The organism is [Clostridium] clostridioforme AGR2157 (assembly GCF_000424325.1).
GTDB classification, from domain to species: Bacteria; Bacillota; Clostridia; order Lachnospirales; family Lachnospiraceae; genus Enterocloster; species Enterocloster clostridioformis_A.
Genome location: NZ_AUJR01000009.1, coordinates 95,058 through 114,187, shown reverse-complemented (window position 1 = coordinate 114,187; position 19,130 = coordinate 95,058). Strand labels below are relative to the sequence as shown.

Sequence of the window (19,130 nt, the reverse complement as noted above, 5' to 3'; positions counted from 1 at the left end):
GGGCCAGCCGAAGGCACTTGTTATGTCTGTATGAGAAGTATATATCATTTACTGTCCATATCCAATAAAGTATTTCTTAATAATTCTGAATTTAGAATGAACCTTATGACAAATGTTTCAAAATGTTTACACAAATACGGTTTATCTTTACCGGGCCATCTCACTCTGAGGGCCTGCCTGGTTGTGGGCATGGATGATGGTCTCGATTTCTTCCAGGTTGGAAGATGGCAGGTCTCCGGGAATGGTGTTCTTGACAGCAGCCGTGGCATTACCGAAAGCAACTGCCCTGGCACAGTCACCGCCTGTACTGAGCAGCCCGTAAAGAGCCCCGGATATATAGGCGTCGCCGCTGCCAATCCGGTCCACCACTTCAATATCCCGGTACGGCTCTTCCTCATAGTACTCATCCTTTGCAGCATCGTATATCACAGAGCCAAAGGTATGGCGCTTGGGACTGTGGACAATTCTCTGGGTGGAGGCCACGATGGAGATGGGGAATTCCTCGGTGAAGCTCTTCATCATCTCCCTGGCCGTACCTGTCTTTAAGAAGGTAAGCCTGGCGGTGTCCTCGGAACAGAAGAAGATGTCCACATAGGGAAGGATTCTCAGGATACATTCCCTGGCCTGGTCCCCTGTCCACAGATTTCCTCTGAAGTTAACATCAAAGGATACCAGGGTGCCCGCTGCCTTAAACCGCTTAATCATCTCTATGGTTGTCTCGCGGATGTCCTCGTTTAAGGCCAGGGTGATGCCTGTGGTGTGGAAACATTTGGAAGCCGTGTACACCTCCTCCGGTATCTCGTCAATATCCAGGGAGAAAAAAGAACTGTGGTTGCGGTCATAAATCACTTTGGGCTTTCTGGGGTAAGCGCCGTTCTCATAATAGTAAATGCCAACCCTGGCTGCGGGGGACTGGTCATACATGAAGAAATCATCGCTTACCCCGAAGGAACGAATCTTGCCTTTCATGAAGCTTCCTATATCATGGGCCGGAAGCTTGGAAATAACGCCTGTGTGAAGTCCCAGAAGGGCCGCGCCCACTGCCACGTTCAGTTCTGCCCCGCCCACCTGCTTGACGAAGGTGTCGCCTCTTGACAGACGCTCGTTATCTGGGGGTGACAGCCTGAGAAGCACCTGTCCCAGGGTAAGAAGGTCAAAATTCCTGCCGTTAGTCTCTAACATATCATATCTCCTTTTCATATAAAAAACCGTATAAGAAACCTATAAGAAACGGCTAATACCTCTGAAAAGGATTAGCCGTCTCTGATTGTCTGATTGTCAATATCCTGATTTATCTCTGAACACGGCCTGAACCGTCGCCGCCAGCCAGATTCTCAACCTCTGCCCTGGTTACCAGGTTGAAGTCGCCGGGAATGGTGTGCTTTAATGCGGATGCAGCTACTGCATACTCCAAGGCTGCCTTCATATCCTTGCCATCCACCAGACCGCAGATTAAACCTGCCGCGAAGGAGTCGCCGCCGCCTACACGGTCAACGATAGGTGTGATGTGGTACTTTCTGGAGTGGTAGAACTCACGTGTCTTTCCATCCATGATGCAGGCAGACCAGCCGTTGTCGGAAGCGCTGTGGCTCTCGCGCAGGGAGCTGATGATATACTTGAAGCCAAACTTGTCAGCCATCTGGTTGAAGATGTCAACGTATCCAGCCAGTTCCAGCTCGCCGGAGGTAACATCGGTGTTGCCCGGCTTGAAGCCCAGAACCTTCTCTGCATCTTCTTCATTGCCAATGCAGACATCTACGTACTGCATCAGGTTGGTCATGACCTTCTGAGCCTTCTCAGAGGACCACAGTTTCTTACGGAAGTTTAAGTCAACGGACACGGTCACATTGTGTGCCTTGGCTGCCTTTAATGCTGCCTCGGTGAGCTCGATGGCCGCATCGCTGACAGCTGGTGTGATTCCGGTAAAGTGGAACCAGTCAGCATCCGCAAAAATCTCATCAAAGTTGAACTGATCCGCAGTTGCCGTGGAGATGGAGCTGTGAGCACGGTCATAGACCACGTTGGAAGCCCTCATGGCTGAGCCTGTCTCCAGGAAGTAGATACCCAGTCTCTCGCCACTTCTGGCAATGTGCTTTGTACCTACATTATACTTTCTCAGTGCGGCCACTGCGCACTCGCCAATGGGGTTAGCCGGAACCGCGGTAATGAATTCAGCCTCATGACCGTAGTTTGCAAGGGAAACTGCCACGTTTGCCTCACCGCCGCCGTAATTGATGTCGAACTCGTCTGCCTGAATGAACTTTTCGTTGTTTGGGGTAGATAATCTTAACATGATTTCGCCCATGGTAACAATCTTTGCCATTGTATAATTCTCCTTTAATCTCTTCTTAATGATATTTGGAATGATGCTTACTATACGGTATAATCTATGCCCTTGCTGCTGCAACAGCTGCCACGAACTCCTGAGCCTTAGCTGTAACGGCTGCAAAGTCGCCTGTCTTGGCGCCCTTTGTCAGGCTGCTTCCTGTTCCCACTGCGTAAGCGCCGGCCTTGATCCACTTGTCAACATTGTCCACGTCTACGCCGCCGGATGGCATGAACTCGCCCTGTGGAAGGGGTCCCTTGAAGGAGCTGATGGCTGCAGGTCCCACGATGTTGCCCGGGAAAATCTTGATAATGTCACAGCCGGCTTCCATAGCGGTAATGGCCTCGGTTGGAGTCAAAACGCCTGGCAGCATGGGTACTCTGTAACGGTTGCACAGACGGATGGTGTCAACGTTAAGGCCCGGGCTTACGATGTAGTTAGCTCCGGCCAGGATGCAGGCCCTTGCTGTCTCAGGATCCAGTACGGTGCCGGCGCCGATTACAATCTTATCATTGTCTTTATACTTCTCTGCCATCAGTTTGATGAAGCCAACCGGATCTCCGTCATCCATGGTCATGGTAAGCTCGATGAAGTTAATGCCGCCTGCGATGATGGCGTCAACTACCTTCTCACCCTGCTCATAGTTCTTTGCGCGAACAACAGCAACCAGACAGTCTTCTTTCATTCTTGCTAAAACTTGTTCTTTCTTCATCTTCATTCTCCTTCTCTTTGAGTTCGCATATGCGAATCACTTTCATAATTACGATTTGTATACTTAAATTCTAATCTCTGTCACATGATTTGTCAACAGCAAAACAGGTAAAAATGTAAGTTTATTTTCCTATACATGTCCGATGTATCCCAACAGACGTGACAGCTGGGCCCCCTTATCGCTTACCAGGCGTCCCAGGGCATCATAATCCTCTGTGGGTTTATAGAGGCTGGAGACGCTGATGGCTCCCATCACATTGCCATCCTGCCCAAATACGGGGGCTCCTACACATTCCATGTGTTCTTCCAGTTCCCTGGCGTCAAAGGCATATCCCTTTTCCCGCACAGACTTAAGCTCCCTCTCAAATTCTTCCCTGGTGCAGATGGTTCTATCCGTGTGCTTCTTAAAGCTGATACGGGACAATACGCCGTCCCGGTCCTCGTCCTCCGTGTAGGCCATGATTGCCTTGCCAAGGGATGTGCAGTAAATGGGATTTTTAGTTCCCACAGTCGCCGTGGTGATGATGGGATTCTCTGGTTCAAACTTGCAAATATACACAATGGAATCATCCGATCGTATCCCGAAGAACACGGTCTTCCCCACCTCCCTGGAAAATGCCTTTAGCACCGGGTCAATGGTGCTGATAAAGTCCAGGTTATTTGTATAGTTAATTCCAATCCGGTAGGCTGTCAGGCCGATAGTATATCTCTGCTTCTGCTCCCTTGCCACATGAATCATGCCGGCCTGTACCAGAGTGGTCACGATATCGTAGGCGCTGGTCTTAGGCATGTTCAGCTTTGCGCATATCTCATCCAGGGTAATGCCGTCCGGCTTTTTTGACACCAGTTTCAGTATCTCTACGGTGCGCAGCGTGGTTCTGTTTAGTTTCATGGACACCTCCCGCTCAATTATTCGTATATACATCTCTTGTCCGTATATACGATATCTGATACTCAGTATACCTCAGGCAGGCAGGAGATGCAAGAAGAAATTACAATAAAATACTGCCATAAAAACCGTTTTTTCCTACAGCGTCACTCCCTGTTTGAAAATAGCCATGTCATGGAATCCTGCTTCCTCTGACTTGACCTTCCTGCCGGATGCAACAGCCAGAACGTAATTCAGCAGCTCCTTTGCCAGTTCTTCCTTTGTCATGTCCTCCACCATGCGGCCTGCGTTAAAGTCTATCCAGTTGTCCTTGTGGCCTGCCAGCCTGGAGTTGCTGGATATCTTGACCGTAGGCACCGGGGAGGCAAAGGGAGTTCCCCTTCCCGTGGTAAAGAGCACCATATGGGCGCCGGATACAGCCAGCGCCGTGGAGGCCACCAGGTCATTGCCGGGGGCGCTTAACAGGTTCAGGCCCTTCACCTTCACAGGCTCGCCGTATTCCAGCACGCCCCTTACAAGGGCGCTTCCCGACTTCTGGGTACATCCTAAGGACTTGTCCTCCAGGGTGGAGATGCCGCCCTTTTTATTGCCTGGGGACGGATTCTCATAGATGGTCTGGTTGTGGCTGGTAAAATAGTTTTTGAAATTATTGATCAGGTCCACGGTCTTGTCAAACAGCTCCGGGGTGGCGCAGCGGTTCATGAGAAGTGTCTCTGCCCCAAACATCTCAGGCACTTCCGTAAGGATGGTGGTTCCGCCCTTGCTCACCAGCAAATCGGAAAACGCGCCTACCACCGGATTGGCCGTGATGCCGGACAGTCCGTCGGATCCGCCGCACTTCATGCCGATGACGAGCTCGGCGGCATCTATCTTCTCCCTGGAAAATGCACCTGCGTAGGCGGCCAGCTCCTTAAGAAGACCCATGGCAGTCTCCATCTCATCCTCCACATCCTGGCACTGAAGGAACTTCACGCGGTCCTCGTCGTACTCTCCGATGTAGTCCATGAGCACGGGAATGTTGCTGTTCTCGCACCCCAATCCCAGCACCAGCACGCCCCCCGCGTTGGGGTGGTGAATCATGTCCGCCAGCACCTTTCTGGTATTCTCCTGGTCATCTCCCATCTGGGAACATCCAAAGGGATGGGGAAATGCAATCACGTCCTCCACATTTCCGACTGCCAGTGACTTTGCCTGGCTCTCAAGGGCCTTGGCGATGGAGTTGACACAGCCTACAGTGGGGATAATCCATATCTCGTTGCGGATTCCCGCCTTGCCGTCCGGCCTGCGGTATCCCTCAAAATATACGTGCTCCGTGGGGGCCACATCATTTTTCCGGGGAGCATAGTCATAGGTAAGCACCTCCCCCAGGGCAGTCCTCACATTGTGCACATGGACCCATGCCCCTGCCTCTATGTCCTCCTTTGCATATCCAATCCTGAAGCCGTACTTCACCACTTCCTCTCCGGCCTTTATGGGCCTTAAGGCAAACTTGTGTCCCTGGGGTATGTCCTCCAGAGGGCTGACCTTTGCTCCTGCTACATCCAGAGTCCCGCCCTTTGCAAGGGGACGCAGCGCAACCGCCACATTGTCATTTTCATGAATTTTTACAATATCCTGCATGGCCATTCATTCTCCTATCTTCTTTGTTTTCTTTGATTTTGTTCCTGTCTCTTGTGTGCTGTTTCGTGACTTATTTTTGTAAGTGCTTACAATTATTCTACTCATTTTCCGGTCAGAAGTCAATAAAAAAATAGAAAAGTATTGCATTATCCACGGGGAATATGTATAATATACTTATCTTGTAAGCGCTTACAGAATGTGAGGTTGGTCTATGAATATATATGATGTTTCTGAGCATGCGGGGGTGTCCATCGCCACCGTATCCAGGGTACTTAACGGCAATCCCAATGTCAGTGAAAAGACAAGAGAAAAGGTCTTGAAAGTTATGGACGAGTTGGGTTATACTCCTAATGTGTTCGCCAGAGGCCTGGGGTTAAATACCATGCAGACCATCGGAATCATGTGTTCCGATTCGTCCGATCCGTATCTGGCAGGCGCTATTTACTATCTGGAACGGGAACTGCGCTCCCATGGCTATGACGCCATTCTCTGCTGCACCGGCTATGACCTGGATGCCAAACAGAAGTATTTTGATTTGCTGCGTTCCAAGCGGGTGGATGCCATCATACTGGCCGGTTCCAAATTCGTGGAGATGCGGGCCAAGGATAATGCCTATATCATCGAGGCTGCTTCCGACCTTCCCATCATGCTGGTCAACGGCTTTCTGGAAGGTGAGAATATATACAGCACTGTCTGCGACGACCACGCAGCGGTGTACGGCGCTGCCAGCCAGCTGCTCTCCTCCGGACGCAGGCGTATCCTGTATGTATACACCAGCTATTCCTACAGCGGGGTCAATAAGCTGGAGGGATACAAAGACGCCCTCAAGGCAAACGGCATCACGCCCTGCGATGAACTCATCCGCCAGTGTCCCAAGGACATAGAGGCTGCCAGGGAGCTGCTGCTGTCCCTTCACAGAGAAGGATTGGAATTCGACGCGGTCATCACCTCCGACGATTCACTGGCCGTGGGCGCTGTGAAGTATGCCCACATAGCAGATATCTCCATTCCCCAAGGGCTGAGCATTATCGGCTATAACAATTCCCTGCTGGCCCGGTGTACGGACCCGGAGATTACATCCATTGACAGTAAGGTGGAAGCGCTCTGCACCACCACTATCAACACTCTAATGGGGGTTTTCAGCGGCGTGAATGTGCCCAGCAGGACCACAATCGCTTCTGATTTAATAAAAAGGAAAACCACAAATTTTTAATTCTTAAGGAGGAATATCACACATGAAACAATTTATGGACAAGGATTTCTTATTATCAACTGATATGGCAAAGACGCTGTATCATGATTTTGCAGAGAATATGCCGATACTTGACTATCACTGCCACATCAATCCTCAGGAAATCTACGAGGACCGCAAGTTTGACACCATCACACAGGTATGGCTGGGCGGCGACCATTACAAATGGCGCCAGATGCGTTCCAACGGCGTGGACGAGAAGTATGTAACCGGCGACAGCACGGACAGGGAGAAGTTCCAGGCCTGGGCAGAGACCATGCCAAAGCTCATCGGCAACCCGCTGTACCACTGGAGCCACCTGGAGCTGAGAAAGTACTTCGGATACCAGGGCTATTTAAACGGCGATACCGCTGAGGAGGTATGGAACCTGTGCAATTTGAGGCTCCAGGAGGACTCCATGACGGTCCGCAACCTGATCAGACAGTCAGGCGTGACCCTGATCTGCACCACTGACGACCCGGTAGACTCCCTGGAATGGCATAAGAAGATTGCAGAGGACGACACCTTTGATGTACAGGTACTTCCGGCATGGAGACCGGACAAGGCCATGAACGTCGAGAAGCCAACCTTTGGCGCTTACATGGCGCAGCTTTCCCAGGTCAGCGGTGTTCAGATTACTGATTATGCATCCTTAAAAGAGGCGCTCAGGAAGCGTATGCAATTCTTTGCATCCATGGGATGCTGCGTATCCGACCATGCCCTGGAGTATGTGATGTATGCGCCTGCTGCTGACTCCGAGGTGGATGCCATCCTTGCCAAGGGCTTAAAGGGCGAGGCAGTAACCAAGGAAGAGGAACTGAAGTTTAAGACAGCCTTCATGCTGTTTGTGGCCCGCGAGTACAATGCCATGGGATGGATTATGCAGATTCACTACGGCTGCAAGAGGGACAACAACGGCTACATGTTCGAGAAGCTGGGCGCTGATACCGGATTTGACTGCATCAACAACTACGCTCCAAGTGCGCAGATGGCTGATTTCTTAAATGCCCTGAGCACCAATAACGAGATTCCAAAGACCATCCTTTACTCTCTGAATCCAAATGATAATGCTTCCATCGGAACCATCATCGGCTGCTTCCAGGAGAAATTCCCTGGCAAGATTCAGCAGGGCTCCGCATGGTGGTTCAACGACCACAAGACCGGCATGGCCGAGCAGATGACATCCCTGGCCAACTTAGGATGCCTGGGCAACTTCATCGGTATGCTTACAGACTCCAGAAGCTTCCTGTCCTACACCAGACACGAGTACTTCCGCCGCATCCTCTGCAGCCTGATTGGCGGCTGGGTAGAGAACGGCGAGTATCCGGCAGACATGAAGGCCCTGGAAGAAATCGTAAAGGGTATCTGCTACAACAACTCTGTGAAGTATTTTGGATTTAAGCTGGATGAAGTGAAGTAAATTAAAACGATAAGGGGACTGCCTGATTCCATAGGCAATCCCCTGTTTTACTTATCCTGGTTAATCCGGGTTTATTCGCATTCAGCTGTTATTGCTCAATTGCTCTCATGTTCACACCGGAGAGGCAGATTTTCCCCTTCTTGCAAACTGCAGGAAGGCGGTTACCAGCCCGCTTATGCACAGCATTGCATAAAAGCTGATTCCCCTGCTTAAGAGCATCACAGAAAAGCTCTGGCCTGCCCCCAAAAGGGTGCGGTACAGTGCAAGGAAACTTCCCTCTGAGGCCCCCACGGAACCGGGAAGGGGTACCGCGGTGACTGCCAGGCTCAATATGGCCTGAAGGGCCAGGAAATCTTCTATTGCAGCGGATATGCCCAGGGCCCGGCAGGCCCAGTAAGGCACCAGATACAGGGCAGTCAGCTGAACTGCCCCATGGATGAACATTCTTACCACCACCAGGGGATACTGCCTCAGATAGGCTCCTCCCCTGCTGTACTCATCAATCAGTCCCTCCACCTTTTGAACTGCACGCTTCCTGTTCTTTATGATTCCGGCCCTGCTAAGTCCTCCTACAATGCACAGCATTGTTTTCTCCGCCAAAAGACCGTTGAGGATGATTAACAGGATAAGGCCGGAACAGAATCCATTTACCAGCACCCCAAAAGTCAGGAGCAGCCGCATGATTCTGCCCTGGCCCATGACAAAGGACAGATTGGCGCCAACCATAACACACCCGTAAACCAGCACCGTCATCTGATACACCGCGGCCGTGGCCAGCAGGGAAAATGAACTGTGGGCTGCCCCAAAGCCGTCCCTGACCATATAGTAAAGCTGCATGGGCTGCCCTCCCGTGGCGGAGGGGGTGATGGCGCTGAAGTAAAAATCCGTGAACGCATAGGAAAGAGAGCGCCAGTAAGGTACCTTTTTCCCAAAGGTCCGCATCAAAAGCCTGATATTGGCCGCCTCACAGTTGACGAACAGAAACATGCAGGCAAACCCCATGGATACGAACCTGATATCCGCCCTCATGAACGTACTGCCCAGGGTCTGGGCGGAATGATCGCTCAACAGCACATGGAATGTGAACCAGGCCAGCAAAGCCACCAGGCATAGCCCAATGGACATCTCCTTCCAATTCATCTTTTCCTGTTCCATCCCAGTTTCCCCCTTCCCTGTTTATTCCTTGGATTGCCCTGGCGGATGTTTTTTACGAATACTGTTTCCATGCGAAAAAAGATTACAGGATTCTATCCCATAATCTTCTCTTTCCTCATGTCAATAAATGTATGTGAGCAGGACGATAAGCCGGGTTATGTCGCTGGATGGCCATCTATCTAGGACTGCCGTCGCCGGCAGCCTCAAGCAACCTACCCGGAAGCTGACGGGCAGCCATATGCTTCCTGTTCGGTCTTGCTTCGAGTGGGGTTTACATGTGCCCCGCCTGTTACCAGACGGGCGGTAGTCTCTTACACTGCCCTTCCACCCTTACCTTTAAGGCCGCAGCCTAAAAGGCGGTACATTTCTGTTGCACTGTCCCTGGAGTCGCCTCCGCCAGACGTTATCTGGCACCCTGCCCTGTGAAGCCCGGACTTTCCTCTCCCGCGGCCTTGCGGTATCGCGGCAGCGGCCACCTGTCCTACTCACAACGTGTATTAGTCTATCACAGAATCACGGGTTTGTCCAGAGAAACCATGACGCTTTTCCCTGCAACCCCTGCACTACAAACCCTGACGCTTTTCCCTGTATTCCGACGGCGGACAGCCTGTATATTTCTTAAAGGCAGTACTGAAGTATGGAATGTTGCTGTAACCGGTCATCATGGCAATCTCATAAATCTTGCGGTTGGGGTTGCGCATCAGCTCCTTCGCCTTTTCCATGCGCAGCTTCAGAAGGTAATCTGTAAAGGCCACCCCGGTCTCGCTCTTAAAGGATGTGCTGAACCTGGCGCCGCTGAGGCCCGCAACTGCGGCCGTTTCCTCCAGGGACAGGGCAGAACTGCTGTAGTTTTCCTCCATATAGGCAAGGGCCTTCACCACCGGCCTGGAATAAGCGCCGGATTTCTGACTTCCCGCATACTCACAGATACGCTTCAGGTTTTCTCCCAGCACGCCAATGGCCTTTCCAATGGTCTCGCACCCAATCAGCTTCTTATATTCCTCCACCGGATTCTCAAACACCAGCTCCGCACATATTCCCGCTTCTCCCAGCTCCTTAAGGACCGTGCTTAAAAGGCTGCTGACCATGAACTGCATATAGATATAGGAATCCATCCCGGCCTTCACAAGCAGCGCCTCCAGCTCTCCCATGCGCTTTTCCAGAAGCTTGACATTGCCGCATTTCACCGGGGTGATAAGGTCGATGTCCAGTATGGGCGACGGGTCGCTTTCCTTTCCATCCCCTTTGATATCCTGAAAACGCAGATTCTGGTTGTCGCCTCTGATGTATTTTAATTTCAGGGCCTCATGTGCCTCCTGGTAACACTGGTCCAGCAGCCGGATGCCCCACTGCACATTGCTCTGTGCGCAGGTCAGGCTCATCCCCTGTTCTGAGAACAACTGCCTGGCATGGCTTATAAAGAGACTTGCCCGCATTTCCACCGTCATCCTGGTAGGCGCAATGACTGCAATCTCGCAGCGGTTCTCCCTCTGCATCAACACATAGGCCCCCTGCTCCCTCATATGGCCGGCTGCCGCTGCCATGAGCCGGCCGCTGTCCGGGGATTCAAAGATAAGGACCATACAGTGGTCATGCTCCATCTCCTTTAATGGGCCGCTGTCACTTACCTCGTACATCAGAAGCTTACGCAGCAAATCCTCCCTGTCCTCAAAGGAGTCTTTTCTGGCCTCGTCGAACCGCTTGACGCAGTCCGAAGCCAGATGGGTCAGCTCATCCATGTTAATGGGTTTGGTGAGATAGTCCTGAACTCCCAGTTTAAGAGCCCTTCTGGCATATTCAAAATCATCATAACCGCTGAACACAATGGCCATGAGTTCCGGATTCTGTTTCTTCCCCTCCTCTATGAGCTGCAGTCCGTCTACATGAGGCATACGTATGTCTGTCATGAGAAGTTCCGGTTTCTGTTCCTTTAAGAGCGCCAGACCTTCCTTTCCATTTCCCGCTGTTCCCACCAGTTCTATGCCCAGGGATGCCCAGTCAATGACGCTGCGCAGCCCCCTTAAAATAATTTCATCGTCATCACAGATAATCGCTCTCATCGGATGTCTCCCCCTTTTTTCCAATCCGCAGGGTCACCACAGTTCCCTCTCCCTTGGCGGACTCTATGGTCACCCCATACCTCCTGCCATATACAATCTTAATCTTGTCGTTCACATTGCGTACCCCATACCCAGTGCCCTGCTGGTCCGAGGATATGGTATCCAGTTCCCGGTTCAGGCGCCTGCATGTGTCCTCATCCATCCCCATGCCTGTATCCTGCACCTGCAGGATGACATCCCCTTCCCTGGGAAAGATATGGATGTAAATATACCCCTTCTCCTCTATGGGCTTGATTCCATGATAGATGGCGTTTTCCACTACTGGCTGCAATATGAGTTTGGGCGTCCTGCATGACAAAATGGACGGATCCACATGGATGTCATAGTCAAATTTCTCCTGATAACGGCGGTGCTGGATGCTCAGATAGCTTTTTATGTGCTTTACCTCTTCCTCTATGGTAATGATATCCCGTCCCTTGCTGAGACTTATCTTGAAAAAATCTGTCAGGGCTGTCAGCATCTCAATGCTCTCCTCCACCTGCCTCATCCTCAGAGACCAGATTATGGAGTCCAGGGTATTGTACAGGAAATGTGGATTAATCTGGGCCTGCAGGGCTTTTAACTCCTCTCTCCGAAGCTTCTCCTGTTCCCGGTATATGGTGTCAATCAGGTTCCTCATCTCTCCTGTCATATGGTTGAAGGAATCATACAGCACCCCGATTTCATCCCTGCGCTCCGTTTTAACCGATGTTTCCAGATTGCCGGCACACACCTGTTCCATTGCCTTTACCAGTGTGAACAAGGGCCTGGTAACGGAATCAGCCACTAATTCGGACAGTATCATGGATATGACCACAGCCAGCGCCAGGAGCATAATCATGAGCACCTTGATATACTCCACGGACCGGGTAATGGATGCCTTGGGTATGACGCCCACGATTTTCCAGTCCGTCTGATTTAAGGTCTGGTAGACCACCAGCTGTCCTTTGTCCTTCAGTACATGGGAGACGCCGTATTCCGGTATTTCACTTAAGTTTTCCTCCACCATGCGGCGCGCCTTCTCAACCCCATCCCTGTCCTTCCATGGTCCTTCCCCTGCTGTCAGATTCATGATTCGGTTCCGTTCATCCATCAGAAAGACGTCTCCTGCGCCGCTGACCGCCCTGGCCGCAATGTCTGACAGCTTGTCGGAATCGATGTCCGCCAGGACCACCCCCTTGGTCCGGCCCGTGGCCTTATCAATAAAGGGGATTCCCATGGACACATAGGAGGTGTAGGGGGTGCTGACCACATAGGAGTTCTCGTGGGGCGGAAACCACTGGGTCTGTCCCGTGGCATGGATGATGCGGTACCAGTCCGTGTCCCTGGGATCCGACACCAGGAAGGATGAGGAATTGCTCTTATAGCGCCCCCCATTATCCCCCAGCACATATACGCCAAAGATGTCCCGGTTATAGGAAGGAAGCACCATCATCTCCATACTTCCCTCCAGGTCATAGGAATACATCTCCTTTATAGAGCTAAACTGACGTCTTATAAGCTTCTGCATGCTGATATTGTCATTCATGGCAGAACAGACCTGAAAGGTCTGGTGGAACAGTTCATTGATATCCTGGCATGCATTGCCCACCATCTGGACCGTGGTGGCCTCCGCCTCCTTAAGGATTCTGGATGAGGTCATATAATAGTGGAGAGCGCCGGTCAGTACGACAATGCCGGTTGATGCGGCAGCAAATGAAAGAATCATCTTCTCCTTTAACATAAGACGTGCTCCCAGGTTACGGCAGGCCCTGAAGCCTGTCCATTTATTCAGATAAGCCTTCATGGTTTCCTTAATATGCATCCTCAAACAATTCCTCCGCGTTATCCATGGTATATTCCCGGTGCTTCACCATGGTCTGCCGGTTTGGGTTTTCACCCCTCTGGTGCCTGTTTATGATATCAAATACCACATCTCCGTATTCCGGACTGCTCTTTACCGTGGCCAGATACTCCCGGGCAATGATGGCCTTAAACACATCCTGTATGCCGCCTATGGACACAATGACCACATCCTTGCCTGGTTCCATCCCCGCCAGCTTAAGGGCCTGGAGAACCCCCAGCCCGTCCTCATCGCTCTGGGCAAATACCGCGTTAAAATCAATGTCCTGGTCCGCAATCACGGACTCTGTCACCTTCTGGGCCGTAAGCCGGTTTCCGCTGCTCTCCACACGCTTGGAAACATATAGGTTGGAGTGCTCCCTTACGCCGTGCATGAATCCCATGTACCGCTCCCAATCCATGGCCGAGGACTTTTCCCCCTGAATCACCATGGTATGGCAGGGCTCAATACCGAAATGACGGGCCAGTATGTCCGCACACAGTTCTCCCTCCGCATAATAGTCCGAGGCAACATAGCCCAGTATGTAATCTTCCCGGTCATACTCCGGCTCCATCTCCACATCCTGTTCTGCCAGTATCACCGGCACTCCCCTCTGCCTGGCCTCCAAAAGTACCTGGTCATATCCGTCTCTGGCGCTGGGAATCAGGATAAGATAATCAATATCCGAATCCAGAAGTCTGTATATATCCTCAATCTGCCACTCCAGACTCTCTTCCTCCGGCGCATGGTAAATCAACTGCGCCCCTCTCCTCCTGGCTGCCTCCTTAAAGCTCTTAATCTGAGCTGTTTTCCAGGGCGTCAGAGGTTCCGCCTGGGATAATCCCACCCTCAGTCCCTCATGCTCTGACTCCTGTGCCGCCGGAAGGGACCATCTGTCCTTTACCATCCATAAAAGGCATGCAAGCATCACTGCAAGGCATGCCGCAATGATTTTCTTTCTCATATATCAATGCCCCTGTCTCATTTGAATCCTATTATACCAGAAAAGCGTGCGAATAGACAGAGAAGATGATATAAGCGGCAAACTGAGCGGCGAACAGGAGCTGAGAAAACCCAAGGCTGCCGGGGAATAAACCCTCCGGCAGCCTTCCCTGCACATATTCTCCTGCTTTTAATAGAACAGATTCACCAGTCCGGTGGAGAACACCGGCACATAGGCCATCAGCAGCATGCAGATAAACAGCATGACATAGAACGGAATGGATTCCTTGATGAACTCCTTTATCTTACACCTGGTGATGCCGCAGGTGACAAATATCAGCGCTCCCATGGGAGGCGTCACGCCGCCGCAGGCCATTGTGAATATATAGACCATGGCAAAATGGATGGGGTCGATGCCGTAAGCCTCAGCCACCGGTGCCAGAAGGGGAACCAGAACGATAAGGGCTGCGTTTCCCTCAATAAACATGCCCACCACGATGAGGAACAGGATGATGACAAAGAGGAACAGATATTTATTGTGGATGGTTCCCAGCACCAGCTCCGTAAACTGCTGGGGAATCTGCTCCCTGGTCAGTATCCAGGCAAAGGCAGAGGCGCCGCCCACAATCAGCATAATGGACGCCGTGGTAGCCACGGTCTCCTTAAGACCGGTACCGATATCCTTAAGCTTCAATTCCTTATACACCACGCCCAGCACCAGGGAGTAGACAATCGCAACCGCCCCTGCCTCCGTCGGGGTAAAGATTCCCAAACGGATACCGCCGATGATGATGACGGGAAGGCACAGAGGGAGGAAGGCGCTGGCAATCTCAGGAGCTGCCTGTTTCATGGTCAGACGCTCTGTGCGCATGGGCTTATATCCCCTTTTTTTGGAGATAAAGTGCACCAGTATCATCATGGCAACACACAGAAGCACGCCCGGACCGATACCTGCTATGAACAGCTTTCCGATGGAAATATTGGCAATGGAGCCATAGAGAATCATGGCAATCCCCGGGGGTATCAAGGGTGTAATCATGGATGACATGGCTGTGACCACAGTAGAAAACTGCTTGGAATAGCCGTGGCGCTCCATTTCCGGCACCAGCATCTTTGCCTCCATGGCAGCGTCTGCCAGATTGCTTCCCGACAGACCGCCCATCAGAGTGGACAAAAGTACATTTACCTGGGCCAGGCCGCCGGTCATGCGCCCGGTCATCACATTACAGAATCCCATGACGCGCTTGGTTACGCCGGAATAATTCATAAACACGCCCGCACAGATGAAAAACGGAATAGCCAGAAGGGGTATGCTCTCTACGCCTGACAGAACTCTCTGGCCCAATATCTTTGTGAAGGGACCTCCTGTCAGGTAAAAATATGCCATGGAACCGGAAAGAATGGAGATGAACACCGGAACCTTCAGGAACAGCAGCACCAGAAGCACTACAGTCGATATCAAAATAATACTTGTTTCCATTATTTACACCTCCTCCCCTTTTCCTGTTAAATCCCTGTATGTATTCAGACACACCTGCACTGCCATGGTAAGGCATCCTATGGGCAGCGGCGCGTAGATAAGGCTGTAGGGAATCTTAAGGATGTTTGTCACACGGTTATAGCGCACCATCTGCATGATATACCGGACACCCTGATAGCCCACATAACAGAGGATGATGACTGCTGCCGCTGCAATAATCACGCTCAGTATTTTCTGAAGCTTTTCCGGGAACATTTCAACAATCACGTCGATAGCCGCATGGTTCCCGCATACAAATGCATACCTGCCCCCCAGAAATACCACCCATATGATAAGGGCCAGCTGCACTTCCTCCTGCCACACAAATGGGTCTCCCAGGCAATAGCGCATGATGACCCCAAAGAACGTAACTCCCACCAGAAGTACCAGTGCCCCACAGGCTGCCAGCACATCTGCGTTGCGGAGCAGATTCCCAATCTTGTTATCTGATTTCATAAATATTTACCCCTTTCCCGGTACACTTAATCCTGCCTGCCGATGATGGCCTTCATCTCTTCAATAAGTCCCTCGGACCACATGGCCTTAATCTGCGGATCCTCGTAAAATGCCTGGCCTGCTGCCTTGAAATCCTCCGGCGTCAGTTCGCTTACTGTTACGCCAGCTTCCTTTAAAGCTTCCAGCGCTTCCTCATCCGCCTTTTCCAGCTGCTGGCTGTTGAATACGCCGGCCTGGTCTCCGCACTCCATCAGAATATTCTGCTGCTGCTCTGTCAGTGTATGGAAGTAATCCGCTCCCATAATCCAGCAGGTCATGTCATATGTATGGGCATCCAGCACCAGGTTTTTGGCCACCTCCTGGTATGCGCCGTTTAAAATAACCGGAAGGGGGTTCTCGGCCCCGTCTATGGTTCCCTGCTGCAGGGCCGTGTAGATATCGCTCATAGCCATAGGCGTGGGTGTTGCTCCCAGGGACTCAAACACTTTAATCAGTATGGTCTGGTTGGGAACACGGATTTTCCTGCCCTTTAAATCGCTGACCGCATTCACCGGTTTTTTTGTAATGGTATGGCGGATTCCGTATCTCCATGTGGTCAATATCTTCAATCCCACATTCTGTTCCAGTTCCTCTGCCTTGCCGTCAAACCATTCACTGTCCACCACCTTCTCCAGATCCTCCCATCCCTCAAACAGATATGGGGCAAAGAGAACGCCAAAGTCCTGGATTCCCCTGTCCTGGAAAAAGGGGCCGTTGGCCAGGGTGACCACGCAGTCCCCGTTCACAGCCTGGTCGATGATATTGTCCTTGCTTCCCAGCTGACTGGAAGGATACAGGTCAACCCTCATGGTACCTCCGCTTTGCTCCTCCACCAGTCTCTTCCACTCATGGCAGGCCAGGTCAATGGGTTCCCCTGGGTTGTTCTCATAGCCAATCATGATACGGACTTTCTTGCCGCTTCCCTCTGCTGTCTGACCGCTGTCCGTCTGGCTGCCGCAGCCTGCCAGGGATAAGGCCAATGTGCAGCTTACCAGTAATGCCAGTACCTTCTTCATTTCTTCCCCTCCTAAATTCTTATTCCGCGCGGCACAGCCGCCGGATTGGTGTTTCCTCGTCTTTGATGCCCTTATTATATCTTTCGGGCAGGTATTTTGTACATTCACTCTCATTCCTTTTTCTTTTAAAATCTTTCCCTCGCAGAAAATACGCAAAAAAGACCGTTTCCTGTACCGTGATTGTAAGGAAACGGTCTGTCTCATCTCTGTGCCCCTCTGTGGACATCACACGTTCAGGCAGCTCCCGCCGATGAACTCCCTGAGGATGGAATTCTTGGGAATATCCTCGCTGCTGACGCCGATAAAGTAGTCCAGAAACTTAAGGAGCCGTTTGGCCTCCAGCCACTCCTCGCTGTCCTTTGGAATGGCAAAGAGCAGGGGCTGGGCGTACTGTTTCAGCACTGCCAGCTCATAGACCAGGGCGGAATTGAACATGGCGTCCGCCTCCTCCTGGAAGGGAAAGATGTTCTCCTCCTCGCCCCTGCGCACAGAAGGCCACATACGGATGGTCTCCTGGGCCGAGGAACCTCTTGTCCTGGCATCCCGCACCATTCTTCTCAGGAGCCGTCCGTCCGTGGTGGGAATGCGGTTATGCTCGTCGATATTGAGCTGTGTCAGGGCGCTGATGTAAATTTTAAATTTACTGTCAGCCGGAAGGGTATAGGAAAGCCTGTCGTTCAGGCAGTGGATTCCCTCTATGACCAGGATGTCCCCCTCCCCCAGCTGGAGGAAATTCCCCTTGTACTCCCTGATTCCCTTTTTAAAGTTATAGTAGGGAAGCTCCACCCGCTTTCCCTCCAGGAGGCCTGTCATGTCCCGGTTAAACAGCTCCACATCCAGACATTCCAGAATCTCATAATTGTAATTGCCGTGTTCATCCCTGGGGCTGTCCACACGGTTTACAAAATAATTGTCCACAGCAATGGGATGGGGCTTTAAGCCAATGGCCTCCAGCTGGACTGACAGACGATGGGAAAATGTGGTCTTGCCGGATGAGGACGGACCCGCAATCATGACAAAGCGGGCGTTCTTCCTGGCTGCTATCTGCGCTGCAATCTCTGCAATCTTCTTCTCCTGAAGGGCCTCCTGTATCAAAATAAGGTGGGACATGTCCCCCTTTGCAATCCTGTCATTCAGGGCGCCTACGGTCTCCAGGTCCATCAGCCTGCCCCACTCCGTGGATTCAGACAGGGTGGCGAACAGCTTATCGCTGGGCGTGAACTTGTGGAGGACGTCCGGCGTATTCCTGTCAGGCATCACCATCACAAACCCGTAGTGGTAAGGAATCAGGTCAAAATGCCTGATGTAGCCTGTATTCTGCACCATGTACCCGTAATAGTAGTCCTCAAACCCGTCAATGCTGTAGATATTGACCCTGGATACCATGCGGTACCGGAACAGCCTGGCCTTGTCATACATCCCCAGCTTCTCAAAGAGCTCGATGGCATCGTCCGTGGATACGCTGCGCTTCATAATGGGAATCTTCCGCTCCACGTACTCCCTCATCTTAGCCTTTACCGCGTCCAGGAATTCCTGGTCCAGGACAAAGTTTCCCCTGGCCTCCACAAAGAATCCCCTGCCGATGGAAAAATCAATCATCAGCTTTTCCACATTGCCGGCTCCCGCCACGCTGTAGAATGCCTTCAGCATCATAAGGGACGCGCTTCTCTGATAGGCGGACATTCCCGGCTTATCCTTTGCGGTGACAAAGGACAGCTCGCAGTCCTTCACCTGTTTATGCAGCTCCCGTAGCTTTCCGTTTACCCGTACCAGCAGGATGTCGTATTCATACTCCTTCTGGTGCTCCCGGGCCACCTCCGCCCATGTGGTGCCCTCCGGGTATTCCTTTGTGATGCCGTGTATCTTAACCAGTGCCATTCCACTT

14 protein-coding genes, 1 other RNA gene and 1 pseudogene are annotated in these 19,130 nt (G+C 51.7%); 2 read left to right on the top strand and 14 right to left on the bottom strand.

Annotation, left to right across the window (positions count from 1 at the left end; genetic code table 11):
* Positions 1–147 precede the first annotated feature (147 nt).
* The 5 genes from G614_RS0105725 to G614_RS0105705 form a co-directional block, all read right to left on the bottom strand.
* Positions 148–1,182 (bottom strand): sugar kinase, encoded by a 1,035-nt coding sequence (locus G614_RS0105725; RefSeq protein ID WP_027641194.1) that lies wholly within the window; start codon positions 1,180–1,182, stop codon positions 148–150.
* A gap of 109 nt (positions 1,183–1,291) precedes the next feature.
* Complete coding sequence (locus tag G614_RS0105720) at positions 1,292–2,323, bottom strand: sugar kinase (RefSeq protein WP_027641193.1); 1,032 nt, start codon at positions 2,321–2,323, stop codon at positions 1,292–1,294.
* A 64-nt stretch (positions 2,324–2,387) separates the two neighbouring features.
* Positions 2,388–3,038, bottom strand: coding sequence for a bifunctional 2-keto-4-hydroxyglutarate aldolase/2-keto-3-deoxy-6-phosphogluconate aldolase (locus tag G614_RS0105715; RefSeq protein WP_027641192.1), 651 nt, complete (start codon positions 3,036–3,038; stop codon positions 2,388–2,390).
* A gap of 129 nt (positions 3,039–3,167) precedes the next feature.
* Positions 3,168–3,929, bottom strand: coding sequence for an IclR family transcriptional regulator (locus G614_RS0105710; protein WP_027641191.1), 762 nt, complete (start codon positions 3,927–3,929; stop codon positions 3,168–3,170).
* Positions 3,930–4,064: 135 nt separating this feature from the next.
* On the bottom strand, positions 4,065–5,552 hold the full coding sequence (locus G614_RS0105705; protein WP_027641190.1) for a UxaA family hydrolase: 1,488 nt from the start codon (positions 5,550–5,552) through the stop codon (positions 4,065–4,067).
* A gap of 205 nt (positions 5,553–5,757) precedes the next feature.
* On the opposite strand from G614_RS0105705, the gene G614_RS0105700 reads away from it, so the two are divergent.
* Entirely contained in the window at positions 5,758–6,759 is a 1,002-nt protein-coding gene (locus tag G614_RS0105700) for a LacI family DNA-binding transcriptional regulator (RefSeq protein ID WP_027641189.1), read from the top strand.
* Positions 6,760–6,781: 22 nt separating this feature from the next.
* Complete coding sequence (uxaC, locus tag G614_RS0105695; protein WP_027641188.1) at positions 6,782–8,197, top strand: glucuronate isomerase; 1,416 nt, start codon at positions 6,782–6,784, stop codon at positions 8,195–8,197.
* Positions 8,198–8,308: 111 nt separating this feature from the next.
* Here the strand turns inward: uxaC and G614_RS0105690 are convergent, their stop codons facing one another.
* The 9 genes and pseudogenes from G614_RS0105690 to G614_RS0105645 form a co-directional block, all read right to left on the bottom strand.
* A complete protein-coding gene (locus G614_RS0105690; protein ID WP_027641187.1) occupies positions 8,309–9,352 on the bottom strand; it encodes a lysylphosphatidylglycerol synthase transmembrane domain-containing protein in 1,044 nt (347 codons plus the stop codon).
* 130 nt (positions 9,353–9,482) lie between these two features.
* An RNA gene (gene rnpB, locus G614_RS29225) (RNase P RNA component class A) lies at positions 9,483–9,840 on the bottom strand.
* A 78-nt stretch (positions 9,841–9,918) separates the two neighbouring features.
* Positions 9,919–11,412 (bottom strand): annotated as a pseudogene (locus G614_RS0105685) (response regulator transcription factor); the annotation flags it as partial.
* On the bottom strand, positions 11,393–13,255 hold the full coding sequence (locus G614_RS0105680) for a cache domain-containing sensor histidine kinase (RefSeq protein ID WP_027641185.1): 1,863 nt from the start codon (positions 13,253–13,255) through the stop codon (positions 11,393–11,395). The pseudogene G614_RS0105685 and the gene G614_RS0105680, both read right to left, overlap by 20 nt.
* Positions 13,245–14,237, bottom strand: coding sequence for an ABC transporter substrate-binding protein (locus tag G614_RS0105675; protein ID WP_027641184.1), 993 nt, complete (start codon positions 14,235–14,237; stop codon positions 13,245–13,247). Before G614_RS0105675 ends, G614_RS0105680 begins: the two co-directional genes overlap by 11 nt.
* A gap of 168 nt (positions 14,238–14,405) precedes the next feature.
* Positions 14,406–15,695: a TRAP transporter large permease gene (locus G614_RS0105665; protein WP_027641183.1), complete on the bottom strand. Its 1,290-nt coding sequence runs from the start codon at positions 15,693–15,695 to the stop codon at positions 14,406–14,408.
* 3 nt (positions 15,696–15,698) lie between these two features.
* Positions 15,699–16,190, bottom strand: a complete 492-nt coding sequence (locus G614_RS0105660) for a TRAP transporter small permease (RefSeq protein WP_027641182.1) — start codon at positions 16,188–16,190, stop codon at positions 15,699–15,701.
* A gap of 26 nt (positions 16,191–16,216) precedes the next feature.
* The gene (gene dctP, locus G614_RS0105655; protein ID WP_027641181.1) at positions 16,217–17,245 is read right to left on the bottom strand and encodes a C4-dicarboxylate TRAP transporter substrate-binding protein; all 1,029 of its coding nucleotides are present in this window, start codon (positions 17,243–17,245) and stop codon (positions 16,217–16,219) included.
* Positions 17,246–17,470: 225 nt separating this feature from the next.
* Complete coding sequence (locus G614_RS0105645) at positions 17,471–19,123, bottom strand: nucleoside kinase (RefSeq protein ID WP_027641179.1); 1,653 nt, start codon at positions 19,121–19,123, stop codon at positions 17,471–17,473.
* Positions 19,124–19,130 lie beyond the last annotated feature (7 nt).